At 68.2% G+C, this 24,176-nt stretch carries 23 protein-coding genes and 1 other RNA gene; 13 read left to right on the forward strand and 11 right to left on the reverse strand.

Annotation, left to right across the window (positions count from 1 at the left end):
- Window positions 1–219: 219 nt before the first annotated feature.
- Complete coding sequence (locus ACH49X_RS06595) at window positions 220–1,110, reverse strand: phosphotransferase (protein WP_357108296.1); 891 nt, start codon at window positions 1,108–1,110, stop codon at window positions 220–222.
- A 292-nt stretch (window positions 1,111–1,402) separates the two neighbouring features.
- On the opposite strand from ACH49X_RS06595, the gene ACH49X_RS06600 reads away from it, so the two are divergent.
- On the forward strand, window positions 1,403–2,092 hold the full coding sequence (locus ACH49X_RS06600; RefSeq protein WP_357208144.1) for a DUF899 family protein: 690 nt from the start codon (window positions 1,403–1,405) through the stop codon (window positions 2,090–2,092).
- Window positions 2,093–2,185: 93 nt separating this feature from the next.
- Here the strand turns inward: ACH49X_RS06600 and ACH49X_RS06605 are convergent, their stop codons facing one another.
- Window positions 2,186–2,932, reverse strand: coding sequence for a helix-turn-helix transcriptional regulator (locus ACH49X_RS06605; RefSeq protein WP_357208143.1), 747 nt, complete (start codon window positions 2,930–2,932; stop codon window positions 2,186–2,188).
- A 188-nt stretch (window positions 2,933–3,120) separates the two neighbouring features.
- On the opposite strand from ACH49X_RS06605, the gene ACH49X_RS06610 reads away from it, so the two are divergent.
- Window positions 3,121–3,285 carry a hypothetical protein gene (locus ACH49X_RS06610; protein ID WP_323124177.1) on the forward strand — a complete coding sequence of 55 codons (165 nt, stop codon included), beginning with the start codon at window positions 3,121–3,123 and terminating at the stop codon, window positions 3,283–3,285.
- A 296-nt stretch (window positions 3,286–3,581) separates the two neighbouring features.
- Here the strand turns inward: ACH49X_RS06610 and ssrA are convergent.
- Window positions 3,582–3,952: a transfer-messenger RNA gene (gene ssrA, locus ACH49X_RS06615) on the reverse strand.
- Between the two features lie 433 nt (window positions 3,953–4,385).
- Here ssrA and ACH49X_RS06620 point away from each other — a divergent pair.
- On the forward strand, window positions 4,386–5,699 hold the full coding sequence (locus ACH49X_RS06620) for an ABC transporter substrate-binding protein (RefSeq protein WP_357108287.1): 1,314 nt from the start codon (window positions 4,386–4,388) through the stop codon (window positions 5,697–5,699).
- Between the two features lie 50 nt (window positions 5,700–5,749).
- Complete coding sequence (locus ACH49X_RS06625; RefSeq protein ID WP_357108285.1) at window positions 5,750–7,009, forward strand: ABC transporter substrate-binding protein; 1,260 nt, start codon at window positions 5,750–5,752, stop codon at window positions 7,007–7,009.
- A gap of 339 nt (window positions 7,010–7,348) precedes the next feature.
- Here the strand turns inward: ACH49X_RS06625 and ACH49X_RS06630 are convergent, their stop codons facing one another.
- From ACH49X_RS06630 to recQ, 5 genes are all read right to left on the reverse strand, one after another.
- Window positions 7,349–8,212 (reverse strand): EamA family transporter, encoded by an 864-nt coding sequence (locus tag ACH49X_RS06630; RefSeq protein WP_195078474.1) that lies wholly within the window; start codon window positions 8,210–8,212, stop codon window positions 7,349–7,351.
- Window positions 8,209–8,682 (reverse strand): SsrA-binding protein SmpB, encoded by a 474-nt coding sequence (gene smpB, locus ACH49X_RS06635; protein WP_195078473.1) that lies wholly within the window; start codon window positions 8,680–8,682, stop codon window positions 8,209–8,211. The genes ACH49X_RS06630 and smpB overlap by 4 nt, the downstream gene beginning before the upstream one ends.
- A gap of 56 nt (window positions 8,683–8,738) precedes the next feature.
- Entirely contained in the window at window positions 8,739–8,981 is a 243-nt protein-coding gene (locus ACH49X_RS06640) for a hypothetical protein (protein ID WP_195078472.1), read from the reverse strand.
- A 67-nt stretch (window positions 8,982–9,048) separates the two neighbouring features.
- On the reverse strand, window positions 9,049–10,128 hold the full coding sequence (locus ACH49X_RS06645) for a metallophosphoesterase (protein WP_357208140.1): 1,080 nt from the start codon (window positions 10,126–10,128) through the stop codon (window positions 9,049–9,051).
- A gap of 76 nt (window positions 10,129–10,204) precedes the next feature.
- Window positions 10,205–12,079 carry a DNA helicase RecQ gene (gene recQ / locus ACH49X_RS06650; RefSeq protein ID WP_357208138.1) on the reverse strand — a complete coding sequence of 625 codons (1,875 nt, stop codon included), beginning with the start codon at window positions 12,077–12,079 and terminating at the stop codon, window positions 10,205–10,207.
- A gap of 196 nt (window positions 12,080–12,275) precedes the next feature.
- Here recQ and ACH49X_RS06655 point away from each other — a divergent pair, with 196 nt between their 5' ends.
- A complete protein-coding gene (locus tag ACH49X_RS06655) occupies window positions 12,276–13,244 on the forward strand; it encodes a hypothetical protein (RefSeq protein ID WP_357208136.1) in 969 nt (322 codons plus the stop codon).
- A 99-nt stretch (window positions 13,245–13,343) separates the two neighbouring features.
- On the opposite strand, the gene hisN is transcribed toward ACH49X_RS06655, so the two are convergent.
- Window positions 13,344–14,123 carry a histidinol-phosphatase gene (hisN, locus tag ACH49X_RS06660; protein WP_323124175.1) on the reverse strand — a complete coding sequence of 260 codons (780 nt, stop codon included), beginning with the start codon at window positions 14,121–14,123 and terminating at the stop codon, window positions 13,344–13,346.
- Window positions 14,124–14,425: 302 nt separating this feature from the next.
- A complete protein-coding gene (locus ACH49X_RS06665) occupies window positions 14,426–15,022 on the reverse strand; it encodes an NADPH-dependent FMN reductase (protein WP_195078467.1) in 597 nt (198 codons plus the stop codon).
- 140 nt (window positions 15,023–15,162) lie between these two features.
- Between ACH49X_RS06665 and ACH49X_RS06670 the strand changes: the two genes are divergently transcribed.
- The 6 genes from ACH49X_RS06670 to ftsX all read left to right on the forward strand — a co-directional run bounded on the left by ACH49X_RS06670 (window position 15,163) and on the right by ftsX (window position 20,405).
- Complete coding sequence (locus ACH49X_RS06670) at window positions 15,163–16,023, forward strand: helix-turn-helix transcriptional regulator (protein WP_357208134.1); 861 nt, start codon at window positions 15,163–15,165, stop codon at window positions 16,021–16,023.
- Window positions 16,024–16,606: 583 nt separating this feature from the next.
- On the forward strand, window positions 16,607–17,722 hold the full coding sequence (gene prfB, locus ACH49X_RS06675) for a peptide chain release factor 2 (protein ID WP_195078465.1): 1,116 nt from the start codon (window positions 16,607–16,609) through the stop codon (window positions 17,720–17,722).
- Window positions 17,723–18,583 carry a mechanosensitive ion channel family protein gene (locus ACH49X_RS06680; protein ID WP_195078464.1) on the forward strand — a complete coding sequence of 287 codons (861 nt, stop codon included), beginning with the start codon at window positions 17,723–17,725 and terminating at the stop codon, window positions 18,581–18,583.
- Window positions 18,570–18,725 carry a hypothetical protein gene (locus ACH49X_RS06685; protein ID WP_195078463.1) on the forward strand — a complete coding sequence of 52 codons (156 nt, stop codon included), beginning with the start codon at window positions 18,570–18,572 and terminating at the stop codon, window positions 18,723–18,725. The genes ACH49X_RS06680 and ACH49X_RS06685 overlap by 14 nt, the downstream gene beginning before the upstream one ends.
- An 85-nt stretch (window positions 18,726–18,810) precedes the next feature.
- Window positions 18,811–19,500: a cell division ATP-binding protein FtsE gene (gene ftsE, locus ACH49X_RS06690; protein ID WP_195078462.1), complete on the forward strand. Its 690-nt coding sequence runs from the start codon at window positions 18,811–18,813 to the stop codon at window positions 19,498–19,500.
- The gene (ftsX, locus tag ACH49X_RS06695) at window positions 19,500–20,405 is read left to right on the forward strand and encodes a permease-like cell division protein FtsX (RefSeq protein ID WP_195078461.1); all 906 of its coding nucleotides are present in this window, start codon (window positions 19,500–19,502) and stop codon (window positions 20,403–20,405) included. Before ftsE ends, ftsX begins: the two co-directional genes overlap by 1 nt.
- Window positions 20,406–20,535: 130 nt before the next feature.
- On the opposite strand, the gene ACH49X_RS06700 is transcribed toward ftsX, so the two are convergent.
- A complete protein-coding gene (locus tag ACH49X_RS06700; RefSeq protein ID WP_357208132.1) occupies window positions 20,536–20,940 on the reverse strand; it encodes a Uma2 family endonuclease in 405 nt (134 codons plus the stop codon).
- A gap of 370 nt (window positions 20,941–21,310) precedes the next feature.
- On the opposite strand from ACH49X_RS06700, the gene ACH49X_RS06705 reads away from it, so the two are divergent.
- Window positions 21,311–22,705 carry an acyl-CoA dehydrogenase family protein gene (locus tag ACH49X_RS06705; RefSeq protein WP_397069045.1) on the forward strand — a complete coding sequence of 465 codons (1,395 nt, stop codon included), beginning with the start codon at window positions 21,311–21,313 and terminating at the stop codon, window positions 22,703–22,705.
- Window positions 22,706–22,739: 34 nt separating this feature from the next.
- A complete protein-coding gene (locus tag ACH49X_RS06710) occupies window positions 22,740–23,969 on the forward strand; it encodes an acyl-CoA dehydrogenase family protein (RefSeq protein WP_357208130.1) in 1,230 nt (409 codons plus the stop codon).
- Window positions 23,970–24,176 lie beyond the last annotated feature (207 nt).

The following is a 24,176-nucleotide window of genomic DNA, read 5'->3' on the forward strand; positions in this document are numbered from 1 at the left end:
TCACCGACGCGTTCGCTGTCACCGTCCTGCGGATGACGGAGGTCGCCCCGGTGCTGCGCCACGCCAGGTCCGACGACGCCTCGGCGATCGCCGAGATCCGGTACTCGGCCGGCGGGACGCGCGTCGGGGACACCCTCGCCGCCACCCTGGACGGCGCGGTGGCGGGCTTCGGCATGACGACGTCGACCGGGTGGACGTCACCGGACGGGCGCGACCTCGCTAGTCGAGGTCCGCCCACCCCGGCCACGGTCGCATGCCCTCGTCGCCGCGGATGTAGGCGAGGCGGCGCAGCGCCTGCCGTTGGTAGGCGGGGTCGGCGGTGGCGGCTCGTAGCGACTGCAAGGCCATCCGGAATTCCTGGATGTCGCGCAGCAGGTAGAAGCCGTCCCAGCGCATCACGTCACGGCCGTATCCGGCGCAGAATTCGGCGTATTGCGCGGCGGTGATCTTCTTGGCGGTCCAGCAGTCGATCGCCGTACGCACCAGGTCCCACTCCGGCGGGCCGACCATCGCCCGGCCCAATCCGACCAGGATCACGTCGCCGTCGTCGCCGACCACGACGCCGTCGTCCCCGCCCGCGCCTCGGACCACAGACCATGGCAGGCCCCGCGGCAGGGCCTTCCAGCGGCCACGCAGTTCCTCCAGGTGTTTGCGCAGCCAGCGGCGGTCGTCCTCGGTCACCGTCCGCGCGGCGTCGATCTCGTCCTCCACTCGAGCCAAGGGCGACATCCGGCGAAGCTCGAAGCCGGGCAGCGGCAGCCGATGCAACTGCCCCAGCGCCCTGGCGACATCACCGGGCGTACCGGGATGGTGCGGCGGCAACTCCTGCCAAAAGGTGACCGGCCTGCTGTCGATCACGACCGGCTGCGGGATGTCCGGGACGACCCGCGTGGCGGAGACCCCGCAGGTCTCCAGCCATCGAGCCACGGCGACTTCCCTGGAGGCCGCCAGCTTCTGCCCCCTCCTGCCGATCCGCACGACGATTCCGTCACGCAACCGGTAGACCCCCTGGGCGTCCACCGCCTCGGCATCGCTCGCATCGACACCGACACTCACACAGGCGGCACGCAGGACCGACGGCGTGCCGTTGCCTGCGACATCCGCGGTCATGTCGACCTCCCGCACCCACCGTGGGGGCAAGAGTTCCGCATCTCGGCTTCGAGCATCATGGCAGCCATCCAGATACCGGGGGGCTAACACCCCATTTTCCCTGGTCAATGGACATTGATCCCGGAATTCCACGAGGCTCAGCAACCAAACAGAATCCGACCTATTGGACCGAATTGCCCCATTTCGAACACCGTCGCCGAGGAGGCGATTCGGCGGGCGCCGATTAGTTCCGCTCGCGTGCGCGGTCTACACCTGCAGCCCACCCGAGAACACGCCAGAGAGGACGACCTCCATGAGCACCACAGCACTGCCGCCCGTCGCCGACGCCGAGACCTGGCAACGCGAACTCGAAGCGCTGCGTGTCCGGGAGAAGGCCGCAACCAGGGAGCTGGACGCGATCGCCGCGCAGCGCCGCCGCCTGCCGATGGTGCAGATGCCCGACTACACCCTCGAGGGCGAAGACGGGCCGGTCCGGCTGGTCGACCTCTTCGACGGCATGCGGCAGCTGATCGTCTACCACCACATGTGGTTTCCCGGCGAGAAGTGGCAGTGCGGCGGCTGCACCGGCTTCACGTCGCAGTTCACCCGCCTGGAGTTCCTGAACAACTACGACGCCAGGTTCGTCATCGTCACCCAGGGGCCGATCGAGGAAGCGCTCGCCTACAAGCGGCGAGTCGGAAACAGGATGACCTGGTACTCCACGGCGAACAGCTCCTTCGGCGCCGACGTCGGCGCACCCCCGGGCGGAGGATTCGCGGTCAACGTCTTCCTCCGCGACGGCGACACCGTCTACCGCACCTGGCACACCACCGGCCGCGGCACCGAACAACTCAGCCACTCCTTCGCCCTGATCGACCTGCTCCCCTACGGCCGCCAAGAGGAATGGCAGGACTCCCCCGAAGGCTGGCCCCAGTCCCCCACCTACAGCCGATGGAGCAGCTCCCAGGGCATCGCCGCGGCGTACGGCGATCCGAACGCGTAAAGAAGGGCTGGTCTGGACATTTACGCGGACGGCGATTGGAGGGATGAGCGCAGATCCCTCTTTTCGGCCGACTGCGTCCAACGTATGCCCGCGTTACGCCACGTCCGGCGGTCGGTCGTATGCGTCGATAGCCGCCTTGGACGTCGAGGAATCCTGTAACACCAGCTCCCACGGGCCGGAGTTGATCTCGAAACTCTTGCCGAACCCCACCCACTTGCCGGCCATCCGCGCACCGGTCAGCTCGATCAACAACTGGATCGCCCCGTGGTAGTAGGCACCGCGGTAGTAACCATCCTGGGCGGTGTGCTCACGCCATGTTCCCGTAGCCACGTGACCGTCGACGGTCAGGTCCATCTCCATCGACGACTGCGCGGAGTTCGGCAGGCTGCGGACCGTCAGGCGGTTGTCGTGCTGTAGCACCACCACGTGATGCACGGCCGTGAACGTCGCGTCTCGGCCGGACGAGTAGTACTCGTAGCGGCTCAGCCAGACCCCCGAATAGTTGCCGGGCGTCCGTGGGCGCCGGGCGGCCGCGAACTGCTCGGGCGAGACTTCACCGATAGCCGAGTCGACCACGGTCCCGTCCTCGCCACCGGACAGGCTGCGGCCAGCCATCACGGCACCGAATCCAAGCGATTCGATCGGCAGCCGCATCACCTTCTCGAGTGCCCGCGCGTGCGACGGCCGCGGGTTGGTGGTGAGCCCTGATTCCCAGCGCTGCACGAGTCGTTTGGTGGCGCTGGCACATCCCGCTTCCCGGAGCGCCCGCGCTAGGTCGTCTTGGCTCATCAGACGCGCGTTCCGGGCCGCGCGGAGAGCCGTGTTAGGTGCGGAAGCCATGTCGCCAACCGTAATGCTTTGACGCCTAAATGTCGCCTTGAATAGCCGCGTATTGACGCCGATTCCGTCATCGCGCGGACATGACCTGTCGACGGACTCTGAACGCGGCCCCGGCGTCGGGTTCGAGTCCCGACCTCCCCGGCGCTGGGTGCCAGCCAACCAACACCACGATGCAAGGGGGTTCCGGAGTGACCGAACTCGCAGTCACCCTTATTGTCATGGCCGCTGTCGGCGGCCTGCTCATCCTCGTGTTCTGGGTCCTGCCTTGGCTACTCGATCTCGGAGGCGATACGGACGAGCAGGTGCCGTTCCGTGAGGTCATGGACCGCATCGAGAGCGAGGACAAGCGGTGACGACTCGGCGTTCCTGGGTGCAGGACTATTGCGAGGACGGCAACATGCCTGCGGACGAGAAGCACGCGCGTGGTCTGCTGAAGATCCACACGAACTGCGAACCGCCATGCCCCCGCAAGGTGTCCGCTGAGCGATACCTCCGGGACAGTGGCAAGGCCGGCGAAGGCAAGGCGGGGGCTAGCGAGGACAGCTAGCCCCACCCGTGACGTCACGCAATCGGCTCCGAAGACATGATCGGTTCGGACGGTCGCGTTACGAAAAAGGCCCCTCACCTGCGGTGCAAGTGAGGGGCCTTGTCGTGGAGCTGCCGGGAATCGAACCCGGGTCCTCCGCCGCGTCTTCAGGGCTTCTCCGTGTGCAGTTCGCTGTGTCTCTACTCGGATCTCCGGGTCCCGCGAACAAGCCCGGATGACGATCCCAGTCGCTGTTGGATGTCCCGCCCTACTCCGCGACCGAGTAGGACGGTGAGCCCTCTAGCTGATGCCGGCACCGGAGCCGAGGGCATGCCCCGGGCCGACAGAGACGCTCTGCTGATCAGGCAGCGAGAGCGTACTCGCGCTGATTGGAATCGGCGCTTAATTGGTTGCAACGACGCTTACGGTGGTCTCTTGCCTGCACCGACACGCTTCCCCTGAATCAACGTACGCAGTCGAAACCGTTCAGCCCCGTACGTCCCGGCACCTTGCCGGGCTGTTCATGTTAACACCGGGGAGAGCACGGATCATCCCGATATCCGGGGGTGGCGGTCGTCACGCCCGCGTGCGGTCCACGGAGGTGAATACCGCAGGTCAGGCCCCTGGTTACCCAAGGTCGACGCTGATCGCCGGTGTCCGCTCGACCGGATGCCCTGCTGGCCGCGCATCCGGAGCGCGGACCCCGGATACAGCCGGAAGTCCGCCCGCGAGCCGGCGGACCATCGACCCGGCGGTGGCGCTCCGCGAGCGCACGGGCCGACCCAAGCGCATGCCACGCGTCGGCTCCGATCCTTCCCGGATGCTGGTAGCCGATTCCCGGGGTCCGAAGACCAACCCGACTTACACTGCACGAGCCGTACGATCGGCTCTGAGCAGCGGATCTCGATTTCAGACTAAGGAAACACTTTGGCAGTTCGCACCATTCGGGACAGGTTGCTGCGCCTGTCCGCCCTCACCGTCATCGCCGGACTCGTCTTGACCGGGTGTTCCGCCCTGCGCGACAAGTCCAACGACGCCATCGAACCCGGGGTCACCTCCGATCCGTGTCCGAACGCGGTGGACCCGCGCAAAGGGTGTATCTATCTGGGCGTGCTTTCCGATCTGACGAGTGGGCCGTTCGCCGCGCTGGGCAAGGACATTCACAACGGCCAGCTGGCGTTCTGGCGGGCGGTGAACGAAGCGGGCGGGATCGGCGGCAAGTACGAGGTGGACATCGCCACCTATACCGAGGACACGAACTACGATCTGCAGAAACACGCCGAGGCCTACCGGAGAATCGAGCCGCACATCCTCGCGCTCTCGATGAGTTTCGGCACCGTGCAGACGCAGAAGGTACTTCCCGAGATGGACGCGGCGAACATGATCGCCATCGCCGGAACCCTGTGGTCGGGCTGGCAATTCGAGAACAGTGACAAGGGTCTGCTGCTGGAGTCGGGCTACTCCTACTGCTCGGAGGCGATCATCGCGCTGGACTGGATCGCCGAGCACGACGCCAAGCCGAATTCGATCGCCACCGTCAGCTACCAGGGCGACTACGGCGGCGATTACGCCACCGGCGCCAAGAAGTGGGCGTCGGCCAATCGCGTGGACCTGGTGGCGCAGATCGACACCGAGCCGAACACCCAGATCGGCAACCAGGACGCCGCGGTCGCCAAGATCCTCAACAGCAGGGCGGATCTCGTGCTCTTGGCCACGGGGCCCGCGGAGGCGGGCGAGATCATGGGCAAGGCGGCGCTGGCCGGTTTCCCCGGCAAGTTCCTCGGCTCGGGCCCGACCTGGAACGGCGGCCTGCTGAAAAGCCCTGCCGCCTCGGCGATCACCGCTCGCTACAACATGACCTCGCCGCTGGACGGCTGGGACGGCACCAGCGCGGGCGCCAAGAAGGCAAGGGCCTCGGCGACCAGGGAGCCGTCCACGTGGGGCTACAGCGCAGGATGGATGTTCTCGTATCCGATGAAGGCGCTGCTCACCCGCGCGGTCAACGAAGGCAAGCTGACCCGCAAGGGCGTCCGGCAAGCCGTGCACGGACTGCGCGTGGACTACGAGGGCGCGATTCCCGAACACACCTACGGCGCGGTGAAACCCGACCTCACCCGGCAGCGCGCCGTCATCGAAGCGCCCGATCAAACCGCGCCGCTGGGCGCGAAGACCCTGGCGACCGACTATCACGGCCCGACTCAGGACCGCGTCACCCTCAACGAGCCCTGCGTACAGCCGTAAGCGAGCGACATATGCCTGTTCACAGTAAATTTCGTCGGCTACTTCGTCTCGTGGCCGCTCCCCTCGCGCTCGGGCTCGTCCTGACCGGCGGCTGTTCGTCCTCCTCGCCCGGCGCCGCGCCCGGCGTCACCCGCGAAGCCTGCCCCCATGCGATCCAGCGGGACAAGGGCTGCATCTATCTCGGCGTGCTGTCGGACCTGAACAACGGTCCTTTCGCTCCGCTGGGAAAGTCCTTGCAGGAGGGGCAGATCGCGTTTTGGAACGAGGTGAACAAGCAGGGTGGCATCGGCGGATACGAAATCGACATCACGACCTACACCCGCGACACCGCCTACGATCCGCGCAGGCACGTCACGGAATTCGAGAACATAGCCCCGCACGTGCTGGCCCTGGCGATGAGTTTCGGGACCGCGCAGACGCTCGCGGTGCTGCACGAGATGGACGAGGCGGACCTGGTGACCGGGGCCGGCACCCTCTGGTCGGGGTGGCAGTACCGCACCACCGACCGCGATCTGGTGCTCGATGACGGATTCTCCTACTGCACGGAAGCCGTGCTCGGCCTGGATTGGTTCGCGCAGACCTTCTACCAGCCGCGCACGCTCGGTGTGGTCGCCTATCGCGGCAACTACGGCGGCGACTACGCCAGCGGCGCGCTCAAGTGGGCGTTGGACAACGGCGCGACGATCACCGAGCGGATCGACACCGGGCCCAACACGGAGGTCGGCACGCAGGACTACCCGGTCGCCGAGATCATGGCCGATCCGCCCGACGTGGTCCTGCTGGCCACCGGTCCGGCGGAGACCGCCGAAATCGTCGGCAAGCTTGCGAAATCCGGTTACACGGGCCGGTTCCTCGGATCCACCCCGACCTGGAACAGCGCGCTGCTCAAGACACCGGCCGCACCCGCGCTCACGGCCCTGTACAACTACACCTCGCCGTTCGACGGCTGGGACGGCGCGAGCACCGGAGCGAAACGCGCCAGGAACGCCGCGCCGAGCGAACCCACGAATTTCGGCTACAACCTGGGCTGGGCGATTTCGTATCCGCTGAAGGCGCTGCTCACCAAGGCGGCCGAGACGGGCAGCCTGGACCGGCCGACCCTGCGCAAGACCCTCGCCGGGCTCACTGTCGATTCCGAAGGCATGGCTGCGCCGCAGGTCTATGGGCGCGACGAACCGGATGTCGCGGCGCAGCGCGCGGTGATCAACGTGCCCGACCCGTCCACGGCGCTGGGTTCGCGCACCGTGGTGGCCGACTACCGCAGTCCGACGCTCAAGCGCATATCGATCCGGGAACCGTGCACCCGCTGATCCGCGCGGGCGGGATAGCTCTGGGCAGCGGAACGGCTCCGGACGACGGAACCGCTCGTGGCGGCGGAACAGCTTCGGGCGACGGAACCGCTCCGGACGGCGGGACAGCTCCGGCGACGGAACCGCTCCGGCAGCGGAACAGCTCCGGCGACGAGACAGCTCCGGCAGCGGAACAGCTCCGGCGACGAGACAGCTCCGGCAGCGGAACGGCTCCAGACGGCGGGACGGCCCTGGGCGGCGGGGCTGGAACCTAGCCGGTTCTCCCTCGCTCGGGACGGCCCGACACCCCTCGCCCGAGTCGTCTCCGGCTCGCTTCGGAGCGCATCCCGGCCGGTGAACTCATGCCGCGGCGATGAGTGCGACCGCGGCCAACGCGAGAAGCAGGCCGAATTGCTGCTGGCGGTGGACCCGCTCACCGAGCAGAACCATCGCCAGCAGCACGGTCACCGCCGGGTAGAGCGAGCCGATCACGCTCACCAGCGACAGCAGCGAACCGTGGAAGGCGTACAGCAGCGCCGCGTTGCTCATGACGTCCAGCACGCTGATGTAGCAGGCCAGGCGCAGCGGTTCACCCCGCAACCGCCCGAACTCTCCCGCGGTCAGCGCGGTCAGCCAGACCACCGCGGTGGCCGCGAGACGCTGCATGAGCAACGGCCACAGTCCGGAGTCCGACGCGGTTTCGTGGAAGAAGACGAACGCGAGACCGTACGCCGCACCGGAACCGATGGTCAGCGCGGCGACCTTGCGGGTGAACCGTAGTTCGCGTCCGCCGGTGATCTCCTCCGTCACGTCGTCCGGCGACTCCCGGCTCACCAGCAGCACCGAGACCAGGGCGAACACGATACCCGCGAAGGCGAGCGGGCCGGGGCGCTCGCCGGTCGCCAGCCCGGCGAGTACCGGAATGCCCGCGACCAGCACCGCCGTCAGCGGCGACACGACCGCCATCGGACCGTCGGCCAGGGCGGCGTAGAACCACCACACGGCGACGCCGCTCGCGACGCCCGCCGCCGTGCCCCACCACAGCGACGCCGCGTCCAGGCTGCCGGACACGAACGGGAGCAGCACCAGGACCAGCAGCACCGAGAACGGATAGGAATAGATGACCACACGCAGCGCGGTCACCCGCCGCGACGCCACACCGCCGTAGAAGTCGCTCACGCCGTAGCCCACCGCGGCTGCCAGCGCGAGCAGGACGGCGGTCACCGCATGCCTTTGACCCGCCGTCCTAGTTCACGAGTGACCTCTCGCTCGGCGGTGCGCCGGGCCAGGTCCTGCCGCTTGTCGTAGTCCTGCTTGCCCTTGGCCAGCGCCAGTTCGACCTTCACCTTGCCGTCGGAGAAATACATCGACAGCGGCACCAGCGTCTGGTTGCCCTCTCGCGACTTGCCGACCAGCCGCTCGATCTCGCGCTTGTGCAGCAGCAGCTTGCGCACCCGGCGCGGCGCGTGGTTGGTCCAGGTGCCGTGGCTGAACTCGGGGATGTGCAGGCCACGCAACCACACCTCGCCGTTGTCCACCGTCGCGAAGGCGTCCACCAGTGAGGCCTTGCCCTCACGCAGGCTCTTCACCTCCGTGCCGACCAGCGCGATCCCGGCCTCGTAGGTGTCCAGGATCGTGTAGTTGTGCCGCGCCCGGCGGTTGGTCGCGATGACCTTGCGCCCCTTCTCCTTCATAACGGTCCACTTTAAGTGACCCGGCAACCGGATTATTCCCGCAGGTCGCGGACGCGCTAACCACCCTGGTGCAGCACGACGTAGAGCGCGAGGACGGCGAGGAACGCGACGAGCAGCGCCACCGTCGACATCCGCGGCACGCCGGGGCGCTGCGGCGGCGGACTGCGGCGCAGCCACACGTTCTCGACCGCCGGATCAGTTCGGCTGCGTACAGACGGCGGCGTGTCCGGGGTCTCGCCCCCCACCGAGCTGATGGAAAGGTCATCGCCTGCGTCACTGGAACCATCACCCGGTGCCATAGCCAGAACGGTAGCCGTCGTGACGGCGGCACGCCGCAATTCTCGCGCGGCGCAACACAGTTGGAACTCAGGCCAGACGCCGCCGGAACGCCTCGGCAGACGCGCCGGTCGCCGGATCGACCGTGTGCACGCCGAGGTCGACCCCGTCCTCGGTGAGCTCGAGCACCATGAACCCCAGCTCGTGGTAGTTCTCGTAGAGCGCACCGTGGCCCGCGCTCGCCACGAGCCGCGGCTCCGCGCCCACCGTTTTCGCGGCCGCACCCGATACGATCTGCCTGGTCCCCTTCGACTCCGTGGTGGGTTCCAGCACCTGCAGCGAGTGATCGTGCCCGGACAGGATGAACTGACAGCGCCCGATCACATGGTCTTCGAAGAAGCGTTTCACGTGCACGCCGCTGATCGGCTCCAGCGAAAGGCCCTCGTAGCGGCCCGCGTCCCCGTGCGGGCCGTTGTTGAGATACGGGTGGTGGGTGCAGGCGATCTTCCACGTGGCGGGCGAGTCGGCGATGGCGCGATCGAGCCAGTCGCGCTGCTGGTTCATGAACTGGCCGTCGACCGCCCAGTACGGCGAGAAGACCGGCGGCACGTAGGCCGCCAACGGGTTGACGTCGAGGACGAAGAACTCGACGACGGGGTCGTGCTCCGGAATCCGGACCGAGTAGTAGCGGCTCGGCATCCACCAGCGCCGGGAGTTCGCGTGGTACTCCACCTCGGCGTTGCCGCGCAGCAACCACCCGCCGTCACCGCCGAGAACCGAGCTGTTGTCGTGGTTGCCCAGCACCATCAGCCAGGGGAAATCCAGTCCGGCGTTGGGGTTTTCGAACTTGTCGGCGAACTGGACGTCGGCCGCGCTCTCGGGCCCGTGCTCGTAGATGTTGTCGCCGAGGCCCACGGCGAGCGAGATGGGTTCGCGGCCGTGCAGCGCGCGCATGGCGTCGGCGACGGCCCACTGGGTGCGGGTGCCGGTGCCCGCGTCGCCGGTCACCAGCACCCGCACCCGGCGCTGCGCCGGGAAGGGGAACTTGGTGACGCCCTCGGCGACGGGTACCGCATGCGCTGGCGTGCGCCCGGCCAACGTGGTCCCGGCCGCGAGGGTGGCCGCACCGGCCAGGAACGCCCTGCGCCCGATCGTCTGGCTGCGACTCACACTGTCCTCCACGGTTTTCGGCGATCCGGCTCGGTGGCCGTCCGCGCCGATCGGTATGCCGCGTGAGGGTAGCGGTTCATCCGGCGGCGAGCACCTCGAGCACCTGTTCGCCGTATTTCGCCAGCTTGTTCTCGCCGACACCGCTGACGCCGCCGAGCTGGGCGAGGCTCGCCGGCTTGCGCGCCGCGATCTCGCGCAAGGTGGCGTCGTGGAAGACGACGTAGGCGGGCACGCCCTGTTCCTTCGCGGTGGCCGCGCGCCATTCGCGCAACTTCTCGAACAGCGGCAGGTCGGTGGGCGTCAAATCGACGGAGGCGGCCTTGGCGGCTTTCACGGACCGGGCGGGCTTGGCCTGGCGCTCCGGCTCGCGGCGCAGCGGTACCTGCCGCCCTTCGAACAGCACCTCGCCGCTGGCCTCGGTGAGCGTGAGCACGCCGTAGTCGCCGTGGACGGCAAGCAGCCCATGGGCCAGCAGTTGCCGCACCACACCGCGCCACTCCGTGTCACGCAGGTCGGTGCCGACGCCGAACACCTTCAGCTCGTGATGGTCGTATTGCAGGACCTTGGGACTTCTCTTACCGAGCAGGATGTCCACGATGTGGCCCGCGCCGAAGCTCTGGCCCCGTTCGCGCTTCAGCCGCAGCACGGTGGACAGCAGCTTCTGCGCGGCCACCGTGCCGTCCCAGGATTGGGGTGGCGACAGGCAGGTGTCGCAGTTGCCGCAGGGCAGACCGGGCTCGCCGAAGTAGGCGAGCAGTTGCGTGCGCCGGCAGCCGACCGTCTCGCACAGCGCGAGCATCGCGTCCAGGTGCAATTGGAGCTGGCGGCGGTGGGCGGCGTCGCCGTCGGAGGAGTCGATCAATTTGCGCTGCTGCACCACATCGCTCAGGCCGTACACCATCCACGCCGTGGAGGGCAGACCGTCGCGGCCGGCGCGGCCGGTCTCCTGGTAATAGCCCTCGACGGACTTCGGTAGGTCGAGATGGGCGACGAAGCGCACGTCGGGCTTGTCGATGCCCATGCCGAAGGCGATGGTCGCCACGACGACCAGCCCGTCTTCGCGGAGGAAACGCGCCTGGTTCTCCGCGCGGGTGCGATGGTCCAGGCCCGCGTGGTAGGGCACCGCGGTGACGCCGTTCTCGGTGAGGAACGCCGCGGTCTTCTCCACCGAGTTGCGCGAGAGGCAGTAGACGATGCCCGCGTCGCCCGCGTGCTCGGCGCGGATGAATTCCAGCAGCTGACGCTCGGGACGGTTCTTCGGCTCGATCCGGTACTGGATGTTGGGGCGGTCGAAGCTGGACACGAACCGGCGGGCCGAGCCGAGGTCGAGGCGCTGGATGATCTCGTCGCGGGTCTTCTCGGTGGCGGTCGCGGTCAACGCGATCCGCGGGACGTCCGGCCATCGCTCGTGCAGCACCGAAAGGCCGAGGTAGTCGGGCCGGAAGTCGTGACCCCACTGGGAGACGCAGTGCGCCTCGTCGATGGCGAACAGCGCCACCTTGCCGCGATCGAGCAGTTGCGCGGTGGAGTCGAGGCGCAACCGTTCCGGGGCCAGGTACAGCAGATCCAGTTCGCCCGCGACGAACTGCGCTTCGACGGTCCTGCGCTCGTCGGGGTACTGGGTGGAGTTGAGGAAGCCCGCGCGCACGCCGAGCGCGCTGAGCGCGTCCACCTGGTCCTGCATGAGCGCGATCAGCGGGGAGATGACCACACCGACACCGGGGCGAACCAGAGCGGGGATCTGATAGCACAGCGACTTGCCGCCGCCGGTCGGCATGAGCACCAGCGCGTCGCCGCCGTCGATCACGTGGCGCACGATCGCCTGCTGGTCGCCGCGGAAGCTGTCGTAACCGAAGACTCGGCGTAGAACCTCTTGCGCCGCAACGGATCCGGCGTCCGATCCGGACGCGACTTCGGTCGCTACAGCAGCGAAGACATCGGGGGGATTCACCCGGCCCATCCTACGAGCGCACCAGCGGGACGGTACCCGCGCGGTTCGGCGTTCGCCCTGCTCGGCCGCCGAGTTGTCCACATGTGGACAACTCGGATCGGGATTTCCCGGCACGGCTCGCCGACCTCGCGTTTCTTCCCTTCGAGCGGCGTTCGCCGGCCCGCCGGCGTGGCCCGGCGCTGTTATGTTGTCGCTCATGGCAAAAGGGATAGGCCGGGCGCGCGCGGCGGTGTTCGGCGCCGTCGCCGTCGCCGCCGGGGTCACCGCGGCGATACCGGCGGCGCGGGCGGAGACATTCCCCGCCCGGTGCTCCGACGGCTGGGAGATCACGACCGTGGTCGAAGGGGCCGGCAATCTGGAGAATCTCGATTCCGACGGGCGAGGCGGCTTCTACGTCACCGGTCTGATGGACGGCTACCTGGCGCACGTCGACCGGGCCGGCCGGATGGAGAAGCTGGTCACGGACCTGTACCGCCCGGCGGGCGTGCGCGTCGCGGGGCGCTATGTCTACTTCCTCACCGGGGACGGGCTCAGCGAACCGCCGGGCACGCTGCAGCGCTACGACACCGAGACCGGCGCCGTCAGCGTCCTGCTCACCGGGTTGAACGGGCCCAACGGCCTGCTGTTGCTACCCGACGGCAGCCTGCTGTTCACCACGATCGGTCTCGGCGGACCGAACGGGATCTCGCGCTACTGGCCGCAGACGAGCGAATACGAGCGGGATTGGTCGGTGCTACCGCCCGCCAACGGCCTGGCGCTGGCCGCCGACGGCGAATCGGTCTACGTCGACACCATGACGCTGCAGATCCTGCGCGTCCGGCTGGACGATCCGGCCCACCCCACCGTCGTCTCCGGCATTCCGGACCTGGTCGCGCTGCCCGACGATATGGAAGCCACCAAGGCGGGTGCGCTGTTCGTGGCCGATCACGTGCTCGGCGCCGTCTATCAGGTGGACACCGCGACGGGCGCCACCTGCGCGATCATCACGGGTTTGATCAAGCCCGCTCCGGTGCGCAACCCGCCGGACGGCGCCACGTCGGTGCGCATCGACCGTGACGGGGACGCGTGGGCGTTGTTCGTCACCAGCATGGACGGCACGCTGCGCCGCATGCGCCCTCCGGCCGGGATCGACCTCACGCCCGCGACTCCGGGGCGGGCCGGATAGCTCCGAACCTGCCCACGGCCGACCGGACGCACTCGGGTTCGGCCCCGGCGACCGATCTCCGTGCGCTCGGTCCCGCGGCGCAGCGCGTCGTGGCCGCGATCAGCGCAAGCGGTCGAGAACCTCGTCGTGCAGCAGACCGTTGGTGGCGATGGCGTCGCCGCCGTGCGGACCGGGTGTACCGTCCAGCGCGGAGAATCGGCCGCCCGCCTCACGGACGAGGATGTCCAGGGCGGCGAGGTCCCACAGGGACACCTCCGGTTCCGTCGCGATGTCAACGGCGCCTTCGGCGAGCAGGCAGTAATTGAGGAAGTCGCCGTAGCCGCGAACACGCCAGACGTCGTCGGTCAGGGCGATGAACTGCTCGCGCAGGCCGCGATCACGCCACCCGGACAGACTGGAGAATGCCAGGCTGGCCGCGCTCAGCTCACCGACGGCCGACACCGAGATCCGCCGTTCCCGCCCTTCGAAGCTCGACCACGCCCCAGCTCCCGCCGCCGCCCACCAGCGCCGTACCAGGGCGGGCGCGCTCACCACGCCCACGACCGGTGCGCCGTCCTCCAGCAACGCGATCAAAGTCGCCCACACGGGCACTCCGCGCACGAAGTTCTTCGTGCCGTCGATCGGATCGACCACCCATTGCCTGCCGCTGAATTCGGCGGCGCCACCGAATTCCTCACCCAGCACGGCGTCGTCCGGTCTGGCTTCGGACAGCACCTGCCGGATCGCCTGCTCGACGGCCAGGTCGGCGTCCGACACCGGCGTGAGATCCGGTTTCGCGTCGACTACCAGATCCAGCGCACCGAAGCGAGCCCGCGTGATCTCGTCGGAGATATCGGCAAGCCGCAGGGCGAGTTCGAGATCAGAGGAATACACAGCCACGCCCCGCACCCTATCGGCCCGCCTGGTCACTGCCTCTTCGGTCCGCCGCGCCCGAAAGCAAACCGCGGGCATCTCTCCGGCCCACCCGTCCCCGCCTCCACTGCCGAGCCGACGGAACACAGCGCTCCCACAGCTTCATACGGGAAGAACCGGGGCTGCGGTTCCGCCGAGCACGCGCGCAGCCGCCGAGGCGGTGCCCCTCGCACCCGGCGGCGCCGCCCTACCGCGCCCACCGCCGCAGTCGGCAACGGCTCGCGGCCCCGCCGTCACCGTGCCGACGATGATCTGCGCCGATCCCGACCTCACCCCACAGCTTCCAGCGACCGCGCCGCGGCCAACGCGGTCGCCCACCAGTGCAGTTGGTCGAGCATCGCCGTCGCGGCGGCCGCGGGCTCCTCCGGCTCCCTCAGCCGGCCGTCTTCATCGAAGAGCAGGTAGTAGCGCGGGAACGACACGTAGTTGCGCACGGTGTGCGCGTTGAGCTCGTTGAAGATCTGCCGCAGGTGCTCGATGGCGAGCAGGCCGCCGGAGGCTCCGCTGTAGCCGACGAAACCGATCGCCTTCGCGTCCCACTGGGTGTAGTGCCAGTCGATGACGGCTTTGAGGGACGCGGGGATGCTGCGGTTGTAGTCCGGAGTGACGATGACGAAGGCGTCGGCCGCCGAGAGCCTGCGGGTCAGGTCGGCCATCTCTTCCGGCCGCTGCAGGTCCGGGTCCAGTGCCGGGGGTACCGCTGGCAGTTCCAGCGGAATCCGTGCGTCGGCCAAGTCGATGACGTCCACCTCGAACGAACCGTGCCGCCGCGCCTGCTCGCTGAACCACCTGGCCACGACCGGCCCGAAACGTCCCTCGCGAACGCTGCCGATGATCACCGCGAGCTTCAGTGGTGCGTTGGACATGCTTTCCTCCTGAGATCACAAGCGGCCCGGCCGGGCCGTCCATCTCAATCTGCTGCCGGGCGCGCGGCGCAGGGAGACCGCCGTAAGAGTGGTAGTGGCAGGGATACTCTCCGGGCACTCCGCCTTGTTAACTTCGTAAGGTGAGCGACAACGAATTGGGGCTGTTCCTGCGCACCCGCCGCGAAGCGGTGACGCCCGCCCAAGTCGGCCTGCCCACCGGAGTGCGGCGGCGCACCCCCGGCTTGCGCCGGGCGGAGCTGGCCACGTTGGCCGGTGTGAGCGTGGAGTACGTCACCCGCCTCGAGCAGGGCCGCGACCGGCGTCCCTCGCCCCCGGTGCTGTCCGCGCTGGCGGACGCGTTGTGTTTGAGCCCCGCCGAGCGCGTGCACCTGCATCGGTTGAGCAAATCGGTGGACAGCGGCTTCAGCTGCATGGGCGACGCGCAGCCGCTGCGCGAGGTGCGGCCGACGGTGCGCGCGATCCTGGACCGGCTCGAGCCGACGCCCGCCGTGGTGGTCAACCGTCTCACCGAGGTGCTGGCCCACACCGGCGCCTACCACCGGCTGATGGCGCCGACCGGACTCTTCGACCAACCCCATACGCCACCCAACCTGGCGCGTTTCGTCTTCTGCGCCTCCAGTGCCCGCGATGTCTACGCGGACTGGGAGCACGTCGCCGACGAGACCGTCGCCACGTTGAAACAGGGACCGTTCCGCGCCGACCCCCACATCGCCGCGCTCGCCGACGAACTCACCGTCACCGTCGGCCCTGCTTTCGCCGACCGGGTCGAGACCGTGCCCAGCTTGGCCGCGGCCTCCGGCATCACCCGGCTGGCTCACCCCGAAGCCGGATCGCTGCGCTTGGCCTACGAGTTCCTCGACCTCTCCGCCGACGACGACCAGCGCGTGATCGTCTACCTACCGGCCGACGACGCCACCGCCGCGGCCCTCGACGCGCTCACCGGACGCCGCCCGGGCGGATTGCGCGCGGTATCGGGCTGAGCGCATCACATCACTGCGTGCGCAGTGGTACCAACGGGGCCTCCGGTGATCGCCAGTTCGGCGCATGACGATCCAGCCGGTGACGACTGGACGAGTTCGACGCGAGCACCTGTCTCGCAGCGTGCCGGCACCGCAGAGCTACCGGACTGGGCGCGCGGCGGTCCCACTCGCGCCCGGTCGGCCACAGTTCGCGGAGCAGAGCGCGAGGGCTCCCGTCGGCGTCGCTGCGCGGCCGACGGAGTGGAATTCGCCACATTGTCCGCCGCGCAGCGAATCCGTCCGCCCGGCAAGACGACTGATCAGGCACGACCGGCGTCCACGTACGCGGACGAACCAGCGCCTCCGCCGCGAATTCCAAACACCAACTGCGCCAAGCGCGGTCGCGGTTTAGGGTGGAAACCCATGAGGCGTCCGTCACAGCGCACCGACCCGGCCCGCGGTGGGCGGCGAGCGCTCCGCGTCCCGGCGATCCGCTCGCCCGGCCGGTGCGCGGCGCAGGCCGCCCACGCCGACGCCGTTCCCGGTCACACACCGCGCGCACTCGTGTGCTGCGGCCGGAGAGGGGCAGCTAGGCTTGACGATCGTGCATCCTGACGTTTCCGCTGATCTCGCCGACCTCGACGCCACCCTCAAGACGGTCGAGTCGGTCCTCGACATCGACGAGCTGCGCCGTCGTATCGACGAGCTCGAACATCAGGCCGCCGACCCCGACCTGTGGAACGACCAGGACCACGCCCAGCGGGTCACCAGTGAGCTGTCGCACGCACAGGGCGAGTTGCGCCGGGTGGAGGAGCTGCGCCAGCGGCTCGACGACCTGCCGGTGCTGTACGAACTGGCCGAAGAGGAAGAGGGCGAGGCCAAGACCAACGCGCTCGCCGAGGCCGACGCCGAGCGCGCCGCGCTGCGCAGCGACGTGGAGGCGATGGAGGTTCGCACGCTGCTGTCGGGCGAGTACGACAAGCGCGACGCCTTGGTGAACATCCGCTCCGGCGCCGGTGGCGTCGACGCCGCCGACTGGGCCGAGATGCTCATGCGCATGTACATCCGCTGGGCCGACCGGCACAACTACTCGGTGGAGGTCTACGACACCTCCTATGCCGAGGAGGCGGGCATCAAGAGCGCCACCTTCGCGGTGAAGACGCCCTATGCCTACGGCACGCTGTCGGTCGAGATGGGCACGCACCGGCTGGTGCGGATCAGCCCGTTCGACAACCAGGGCCGCCGCCAAACCTCCTTCGCCGAGGTCGAGGTGCTGCCCGTGGTGGAGACGACCGACCACATCGAGGTGCCGGAGACGGAGATCCGCGTCGACGTGTACCGCTCGTCGGGCCCCGGCGGTCAGAGCGTCAACACCACCGACTCCGCGGTCCGCATCACCCACCTGCCCACCGGCATCGTGGTCACCTGCCAGAACGAGAAATCGCAGCTACAGAACAAGATCTCGGCGATGCGCGTGCTGCAGGCCAAGCTGCTGGAGCGCAAACGGCAGGAAGAGCGCGCCGAGATGGACGCGCTGAAGACCAACGAGGGCGCGTCCTGGGGCAATCAGATGCGCTCCTACGTGCTGCACCCCTATCAGATGGTCAAGGACCTGCGGACGAACTACGAGGTCAACAACCCGTCGGCGGTGCTCGACGGCGACATCGACGGGTTCATCGAGTCGGGGATCCGCTGGCGGATGCGAGAGCAGGGCAGCTAGATGAATGTCGCGGGCATCCAGGCGATCGCTTCCACCGGTTTCACCACGTGGCTACGCGGTTCGGGCCTGGAGATCGTGCTGCTCATCCTCGGCGCCATCCTGTTCAGCCGGTTCGCCACCTACGTGCGGGATCGGGTCACCCGCAGGATCGACGCCGGATTCCGCAGCAGCGACGCGCTGGTGCGCACCGAGGCCGCCAAGCACCGGCACGCGCTGGCGCAGGTGATCACCTGGGTGGTGCTGACCATCGTCTACGTGCTGATCACCATGGAGGTGCTGCGGCGGCTCGGCTTCGCCGTCACCGGGTTGGTCGCGCCCGCCGCGGTGCTCGGCGCCGCGCTCGGTTTCGGCGCGCAGCGCATCGTGCAGGACATCCTCGCCGGATTCTTCCTGATCACCGAGCGGCAGTACGGATTCGGCGATGTGGTCCGCATCGCGGTGACCGGCGCCGCGGAGCAGGCGGAGGGTACGGTCGAGGACGTCACGCTGCGGATCACCACGCTGCGCAACGCCGACGGTGAAGTGATCACGGTGCCCAACGGCCAGATCGTGAAGGTCACGAACCTGTCGAAGGATTGGGCGCGCGCCGCGATCGACGTGCCGGTGGCCGCCAGCGCCGACATCACCAGGGTCAACGAGATCCTGCACGAGGTGGGTACGAAGGCGTACGAGGACGCTCGCCTGAAGCCGTTGCTGCTCGACGAGCCCACCGTCATGGGTGTGGAAGACCTGACCGTCGACCAGATGAACATCCGAATGGTTGCTCGGACGTTGCCGGGCAAACAGTTCGACGTCGGACGCGAGCTGCGGGTACGAGTAGCCGCAGCGCTGCGCCGGGAGGGAATCAGTGAGACCACGTAGATCCACGGCGATCCTGATAGCAACCTGGGTCGCCACGTTCGTGCTGTACGTATTCGTGAAACCCGACGAGACGACCACCGCTCCGGCCACCCTGGTCAACGCGGTGCCCGCCGCGGTGTTCACCGACTCGTCCGACCGCTGAGCCGAGCGGGACGGACCGGCCGCCGCACTGTCACCCACGGTTGACAACGCAGGCCGCGAGTGGTTGCTGGTTACACTGGCTCCCCGTGATAACCATGCGGAACGTGACCAAGTCGTACAAGACCTCGACGCGACCCGCGCTGGACAACATCACCGTCGATGTGGGCAAGGGCGAGTTCGTCTTCATCATCGGACCGTCCGGCTCGGGCAAGTCGACCTTCATGCGCCTGCTGCTGAAGGAGGAGACGCCGACGGCGGGCGAGATCAGAGTGGCCGATTTCCGGGTGGACCGCTTACCCGGCCGCAAGGTGCCCAAATTGCGCCAGCGGATCGGGTGCGTCTTCCAGGACTTCCGGCTGCTGCAGCAGAAGACCGTGTACCAGAACGTCGCGTTCGCGCTGGAGGTCATCGGCAAGCGGCGTCAGTTCATCGACCGCACGGTGCCCGAGGTGCTCGACATGGTGGGGCTCGGCGGCAAGGCCGACCGGCTGCCGACCGAGCTCTCCGGTGGTGAACAGCAACGTGTCGCGATCGCGCGGGCCTTCGTGAATCGGCCGCTGGTGCTGCTGGCCGACGAACCGACCGGCAACCTCGATCCCGACACCAGCGCCGACATCATGCTGCTGCTGGAGCGGATCAACCGCATCGGCACCACGGTGGTGATGGCCACCCACGACAATCACATCGTCGACGCGATGCGCAGGCGGGTGGTCGAGCTCGACCACGGCCGCCTGGTGCGCGACGAGGCGACCGGCGTGTACGGGGTGGGCCGGTAATGCGCGCGAGTTTCCTGTTCGGCGAGGTCTTCGCGGGCCTGCGCCGCAACGTCACGATGACCATCGCGATGATCCTGACCACCGCGGTCTCGCTCACCATGCTCGGTGGCGGCCTGCTCGCGGTGCGCATCGCGGACAAGACCGAGCAGTACTTCCTGGACCGGCTCGAGGTGCGGCTGTATCTCACCGAGGACGTCTCGGCCAACGACCCGGACTGCTCGCTGGATCCGTGCCGCACGCTGATGGCGGATCTGAAAGCCACCGGCGGTGTGGAGTCGGTGCAGTTCCTCAACCGGGAGGAAGCGATCCGCGAGGCCAAGGAGAAGACCTTCAAGGATCAGCCCGAGCTGGCCAAGTACGTCAGCGAGACGCCGTTGCCCGCGTCGCTGCGGGTCAAGATGGAGAACGCGGAGCTCTACCCGACGATCTACGAGAAGTTCTACGACCGCCCCGGCGTCGGCATGGTGCGCAACGACAAGGACATCGTGGACCGGCTGGTCAGCCTGTTCGACGGGTTGCGCAACGCGGCGTTCGGCCTGGCCGTGCTGCAAGCGCTGGCCGCGGTGATGCTGATCGCGAACATGGTGCAGATCGCCGCGTTCACCCGGCGCACCGAGGTCGGCATCATGCGGTTGGTCGGCGCGACCCGCTGGTACACCCAGTTGCCGTTCCTGCTCGAGGCCGTGGTCGCCGCGCTGGCCGGTTCGGTGCTCGCGATGCTCGGCCTGCTCATCGCCCGGCCGCTGGTGATCGACCGCGCCCTCGGCGACCTGTTCGCCAGCAAGGTCTTCCCGCGCATCACCGGCGACGACATCGCGATGACCGCGCTGGTCATCGCCCCGGTCGGCATCGTCTTCGCGGCCATCACGGCCTATGCGACGCTGCGGTACTACGTACGCGAGTGATCATCCGGGGCCGGTGGACGCCTGTGCCACCGCCCGGACGGATATTGCCGAACTCGTGCACGCGGGGACCATCGTGGGCGGCGCCGCACCGCGACGAGTCCCGCGTGCGCGGCGTCGGTCGCGCGGTCCTTCACAGCACGAGATCGGTGAGCTGGTCCCAGTCGAGCTGGATGCGAATCGGTAGATCGATGGCGAACGCGGTCTGCGGCTTCAGGACGCGAGCGAGCCGGTAGTGGCCGACGCTGTGGTCGAGGCCGTAGGCCTCGATGGCGGTCACCTCGGTGTCCGAAACGCTGACCAGCCAGTACCAGGGGATTCCGGCAGCGGCGTATTCGCCCATTTTCTCGAGCCGGTCCGTTTTGACATGGCTGGGCGAGATGATCTCGACGGCGATCTTCAGATGGCGTGCGGGCATCGGTCGCACATCCGCCGGCACGCACTCGAACAGCGCGATGTCAGGACGCCGAATCGTGTCGGTTACCTCGTCGACATCGCCTGTCGCCGCCATGCGTCTCACCACCGTCACGTTCGGCACAAGCTCCGCGGCTCGCTCCCACAGGACGCAACCTCATACGAGCTTCGACACCTGCCGCCCCGGTAACGAATCGGCATCGATCGTCGCTATGGCCTTGGAGCGGGGCGAATCGGCGGCGGTAATTCCGGCTATCCGGGTCGAGAGGTTCGCGTACGTTCCGAAAGCGCAGCTCATCGCGTTGCACGGCATAGCACGAGGCCGGATGAGGCAGGCGGTCGGCCCCGGGACGCAACTTCGGGCACTTGTCCAGCAAGGCGTGGATCACCCGCGTATGCTGCAGCTCGACGCACTTCTTACTCCGCAGTAAGATAGCCTTACTCCGGAGTAAGATAGCTGGGGTAAGACCGCATCAACCCTTCCGAGAAAACAGGTGATGATGAGCACTCGAGACAGCGCAACGAAGCGACGTCCAGACACGTCCGCGGTCGGCCTGAACCAACCCAAGCGGGATTGGATGGGCGCCGCGATGCGGGTCATGACGACCATTACCGGGTCGGAACTGGCCGAGAAATACAACCTGCGCAAGCCGATCGAGCGCGTCACCTACGAGGGCACCAAGACCGGCTTCCGCACGCTGGGCGCGGCGACCCGCGCGTTCGCCAAGGTCGCGGGCGGTGGCGCACCCAAGCGCCTGGCCGCCAACGAAGCGAAGAACAAGGACTTCTTCGACCTGACGCCGACCGACGAGCAGCAGATGATCGTCGAGACGGTGAAGGAGTTCGCCGCCGAGATCCTGCGCCCGGCCGCCTACGAAGCCGACAACGCCGCCAAGGCGCCGCGCGACCTGCTCGAGCGCGCGGCCGAACTCGGCATCACCCTGATCAACGTGCCCGAGGAACTCGAGGGTGCGGCCTCCGAGCGCGGCGCGGTGACCAACTCCCTGGTCGCCGAGGCCCTTGCGCACGGCGACATGGGCCTTGCCCTGCCGATCCTGGCGCCCAGCGGCGTCGCGGTGGCGCTCGCCCAGTGGGGCAGCGACGCGCAGCAGAAGACCTACCTGCCCTCCTTCACCGGGGAGAACGTGCCGCAGGCCTCGGTGGTGATCAGCGAGCCGCGCGCCCTGTTCGACCCGTTCGCCCTGGACACCAAGGCGGTGCGCTCGCCGAGCGGCTACCGCATCTCGGGCGTGAAGAGCCTGGTGCCCGCCGCGGCCGACGCCGAGCTGTTCCTGATCGCCGCCGAACTCGACGGCCGTCCCGCGCTGTTCATCGTCGAGTCGGACGCGCCCGGCCTGGTGGTGGAGGCCGACCCGAGCATGGGGCTGCGCGCCGCGGGCCTGGGCAGGCTGATACTGGACAACGTCGCGGTCGGGGCCGACGCCATCCTGGGTGACGGCGACGCCGCCAGCCGCGCCGAGGAGTACGCCGACGCCGTGCGCCTGGCCCGCCTCGGCTGGGCTTCGCTCGCCGCGGGCACCGGCCGCGCCGTGCTGGACTACGTGATCCCGTACGTCAACGAGCGCGAGGCGTTCGGCGAGCCGATCTCGCACCGCCAGGCGGTGGCCTTCATGGTCGCCAACATCGCGATCGAACTCGACGGCCTGCGGCTGGTCACCCTGCGCGGCGCGTCCCGCGCGGAGCAGGGCCTGTCCTTCGGCCGCGAGGCGGCGCTGGCCCGCAAGCTCGCCACCGACAAGGGCATGCAGATCGGCCTCGACGGCGTGCAGCTGCTCGGCGGCCACGGCTTCACCAAGGAACACCCGGTCGAGCGCTGGTACCGCGATCTGCGGGCCATCGGCGTCGCCGAGGGTGTCGTGCTGATCTGACCGGCCCGTTCCGTTTTCCAGGAGACCTTCACCAATGATCAATCTCGAACTCCCCAAGAAGCTGCGGGCAAGCGCGAACCAGGCGCACCAGGTCGCGCAGGAGATCTTCCGCCCGATCTCGCGCAAGTACGACCTCGCCGAGCACGAGTACCCCGTCGAGCTGGACACCATGGCCGCCATGGTCGAGGGCCTGGCCGACTCCGGCACCCAGAAGATCGGCGGCGCCGCCGGTGGCCGCTCCGATGACAGCGACAGCGACCGCCACGCCACCGAGCTGCTCGGTAACACCAACGGCGGCAACATGTCCGCGCTGCTGAACGCGCTGGAGACCTCCTGGGGCGACGTCGGCCTGATGCTGTCGATCCCCTACCAGGGTCTGGGCAACGCGGCCATCGCCGCGGTCGCCACCGACGAGCAGCTGAAGCGTTTCGGCAAGGTGTGGGCCTCGATGGCGATCACCGAGCCGTCCTTCGGCTCCGACTCCGCCGCCGTGTCCACCACCGCCGTGCTCGACGGCGACGAGTGGGTGCTCAACGGCGAGAAGATCTTCGTCACCGCGGGCCAGCGCTCGACCCACATCGTGGTGTGGGCGACGGTGGACAAGAGCCTCGGCCGCGCGGCGATCAAGTCGTTCGTCGTGCCGCGTGACGCTCCCGGCCTTTCGGTGGCGCGGCTCGAGCACAAGCTCGGCATCAAGGCCTCCGACACCGCCGTGCTGCTGTTGCAGGACTGCCGGATCCCGAAGGACAACATCCTCGGCAGCCCGGAAGTCAACGTAGAGAAGGGTTTCGCCGGGGTCATGCAGACCTTCGACAACACCCGTCCACTGGTCGCCGCTATGGCGATCGGCGTGGCCCGCGCCGCGCTGGAAGAGCTGCGCTCGATCCTGACCGCGGCGGGCGTGGAGATCTCCTACGACACCCCCGTCAACAACCAGCACGCCGCCGCCGCCGAATTCCTGCGGATGGAAGCCGATTACGAGGCCGCCTACCTGCTCGCGCTGCGCGCCGCGTGGATGGCCGACAACAAGAAGCCCAACTCGCTCGAGGCGTCCATGTCCAAGGCGAAGGCGGGCCGCACCGGCACCGACGTCACCTTGAAGGCGGTCGAACTGGCCGGCGCCATCGGTTACTCCCAGCGCACCCTGCTGGAGAAGTGGGGCCGCGACTCGAAGATCCTCGACATCTTCGAAGGCACCCAGCAGATCCAGCAGCTGATCGTGGCGCGGCGCATTCTGGGCAAGACCAGCGCCGAGCTGAAGTGACGCCGCGCTAGAGGTGTCGGCGACGAAATCCGGTGCGAGCTTCTCGGACTCGCACCGGATTTCTCGTTCTCCGGGCCGTCGGTAGGCAATCGGCGTGCCGGCGAACACTTTCGGTCAGGCGTAGCTATGGATTTCGGCCCGCGGCTTCCGTACTCTTCGCCCCCATGTGGAGCATCGTTCTCATTTCGATCGTCAGTTGTTTCGTGA

It is taken from the genome of Nocardia sp. NPDC019323 (assembly GCF_044389845.1).
GTDB lineage: Bacteria > Actinomycetota > Actinomycetes > Mycobacteriales > Mycobacteriaceae > Nocardia > Nocardia implantans.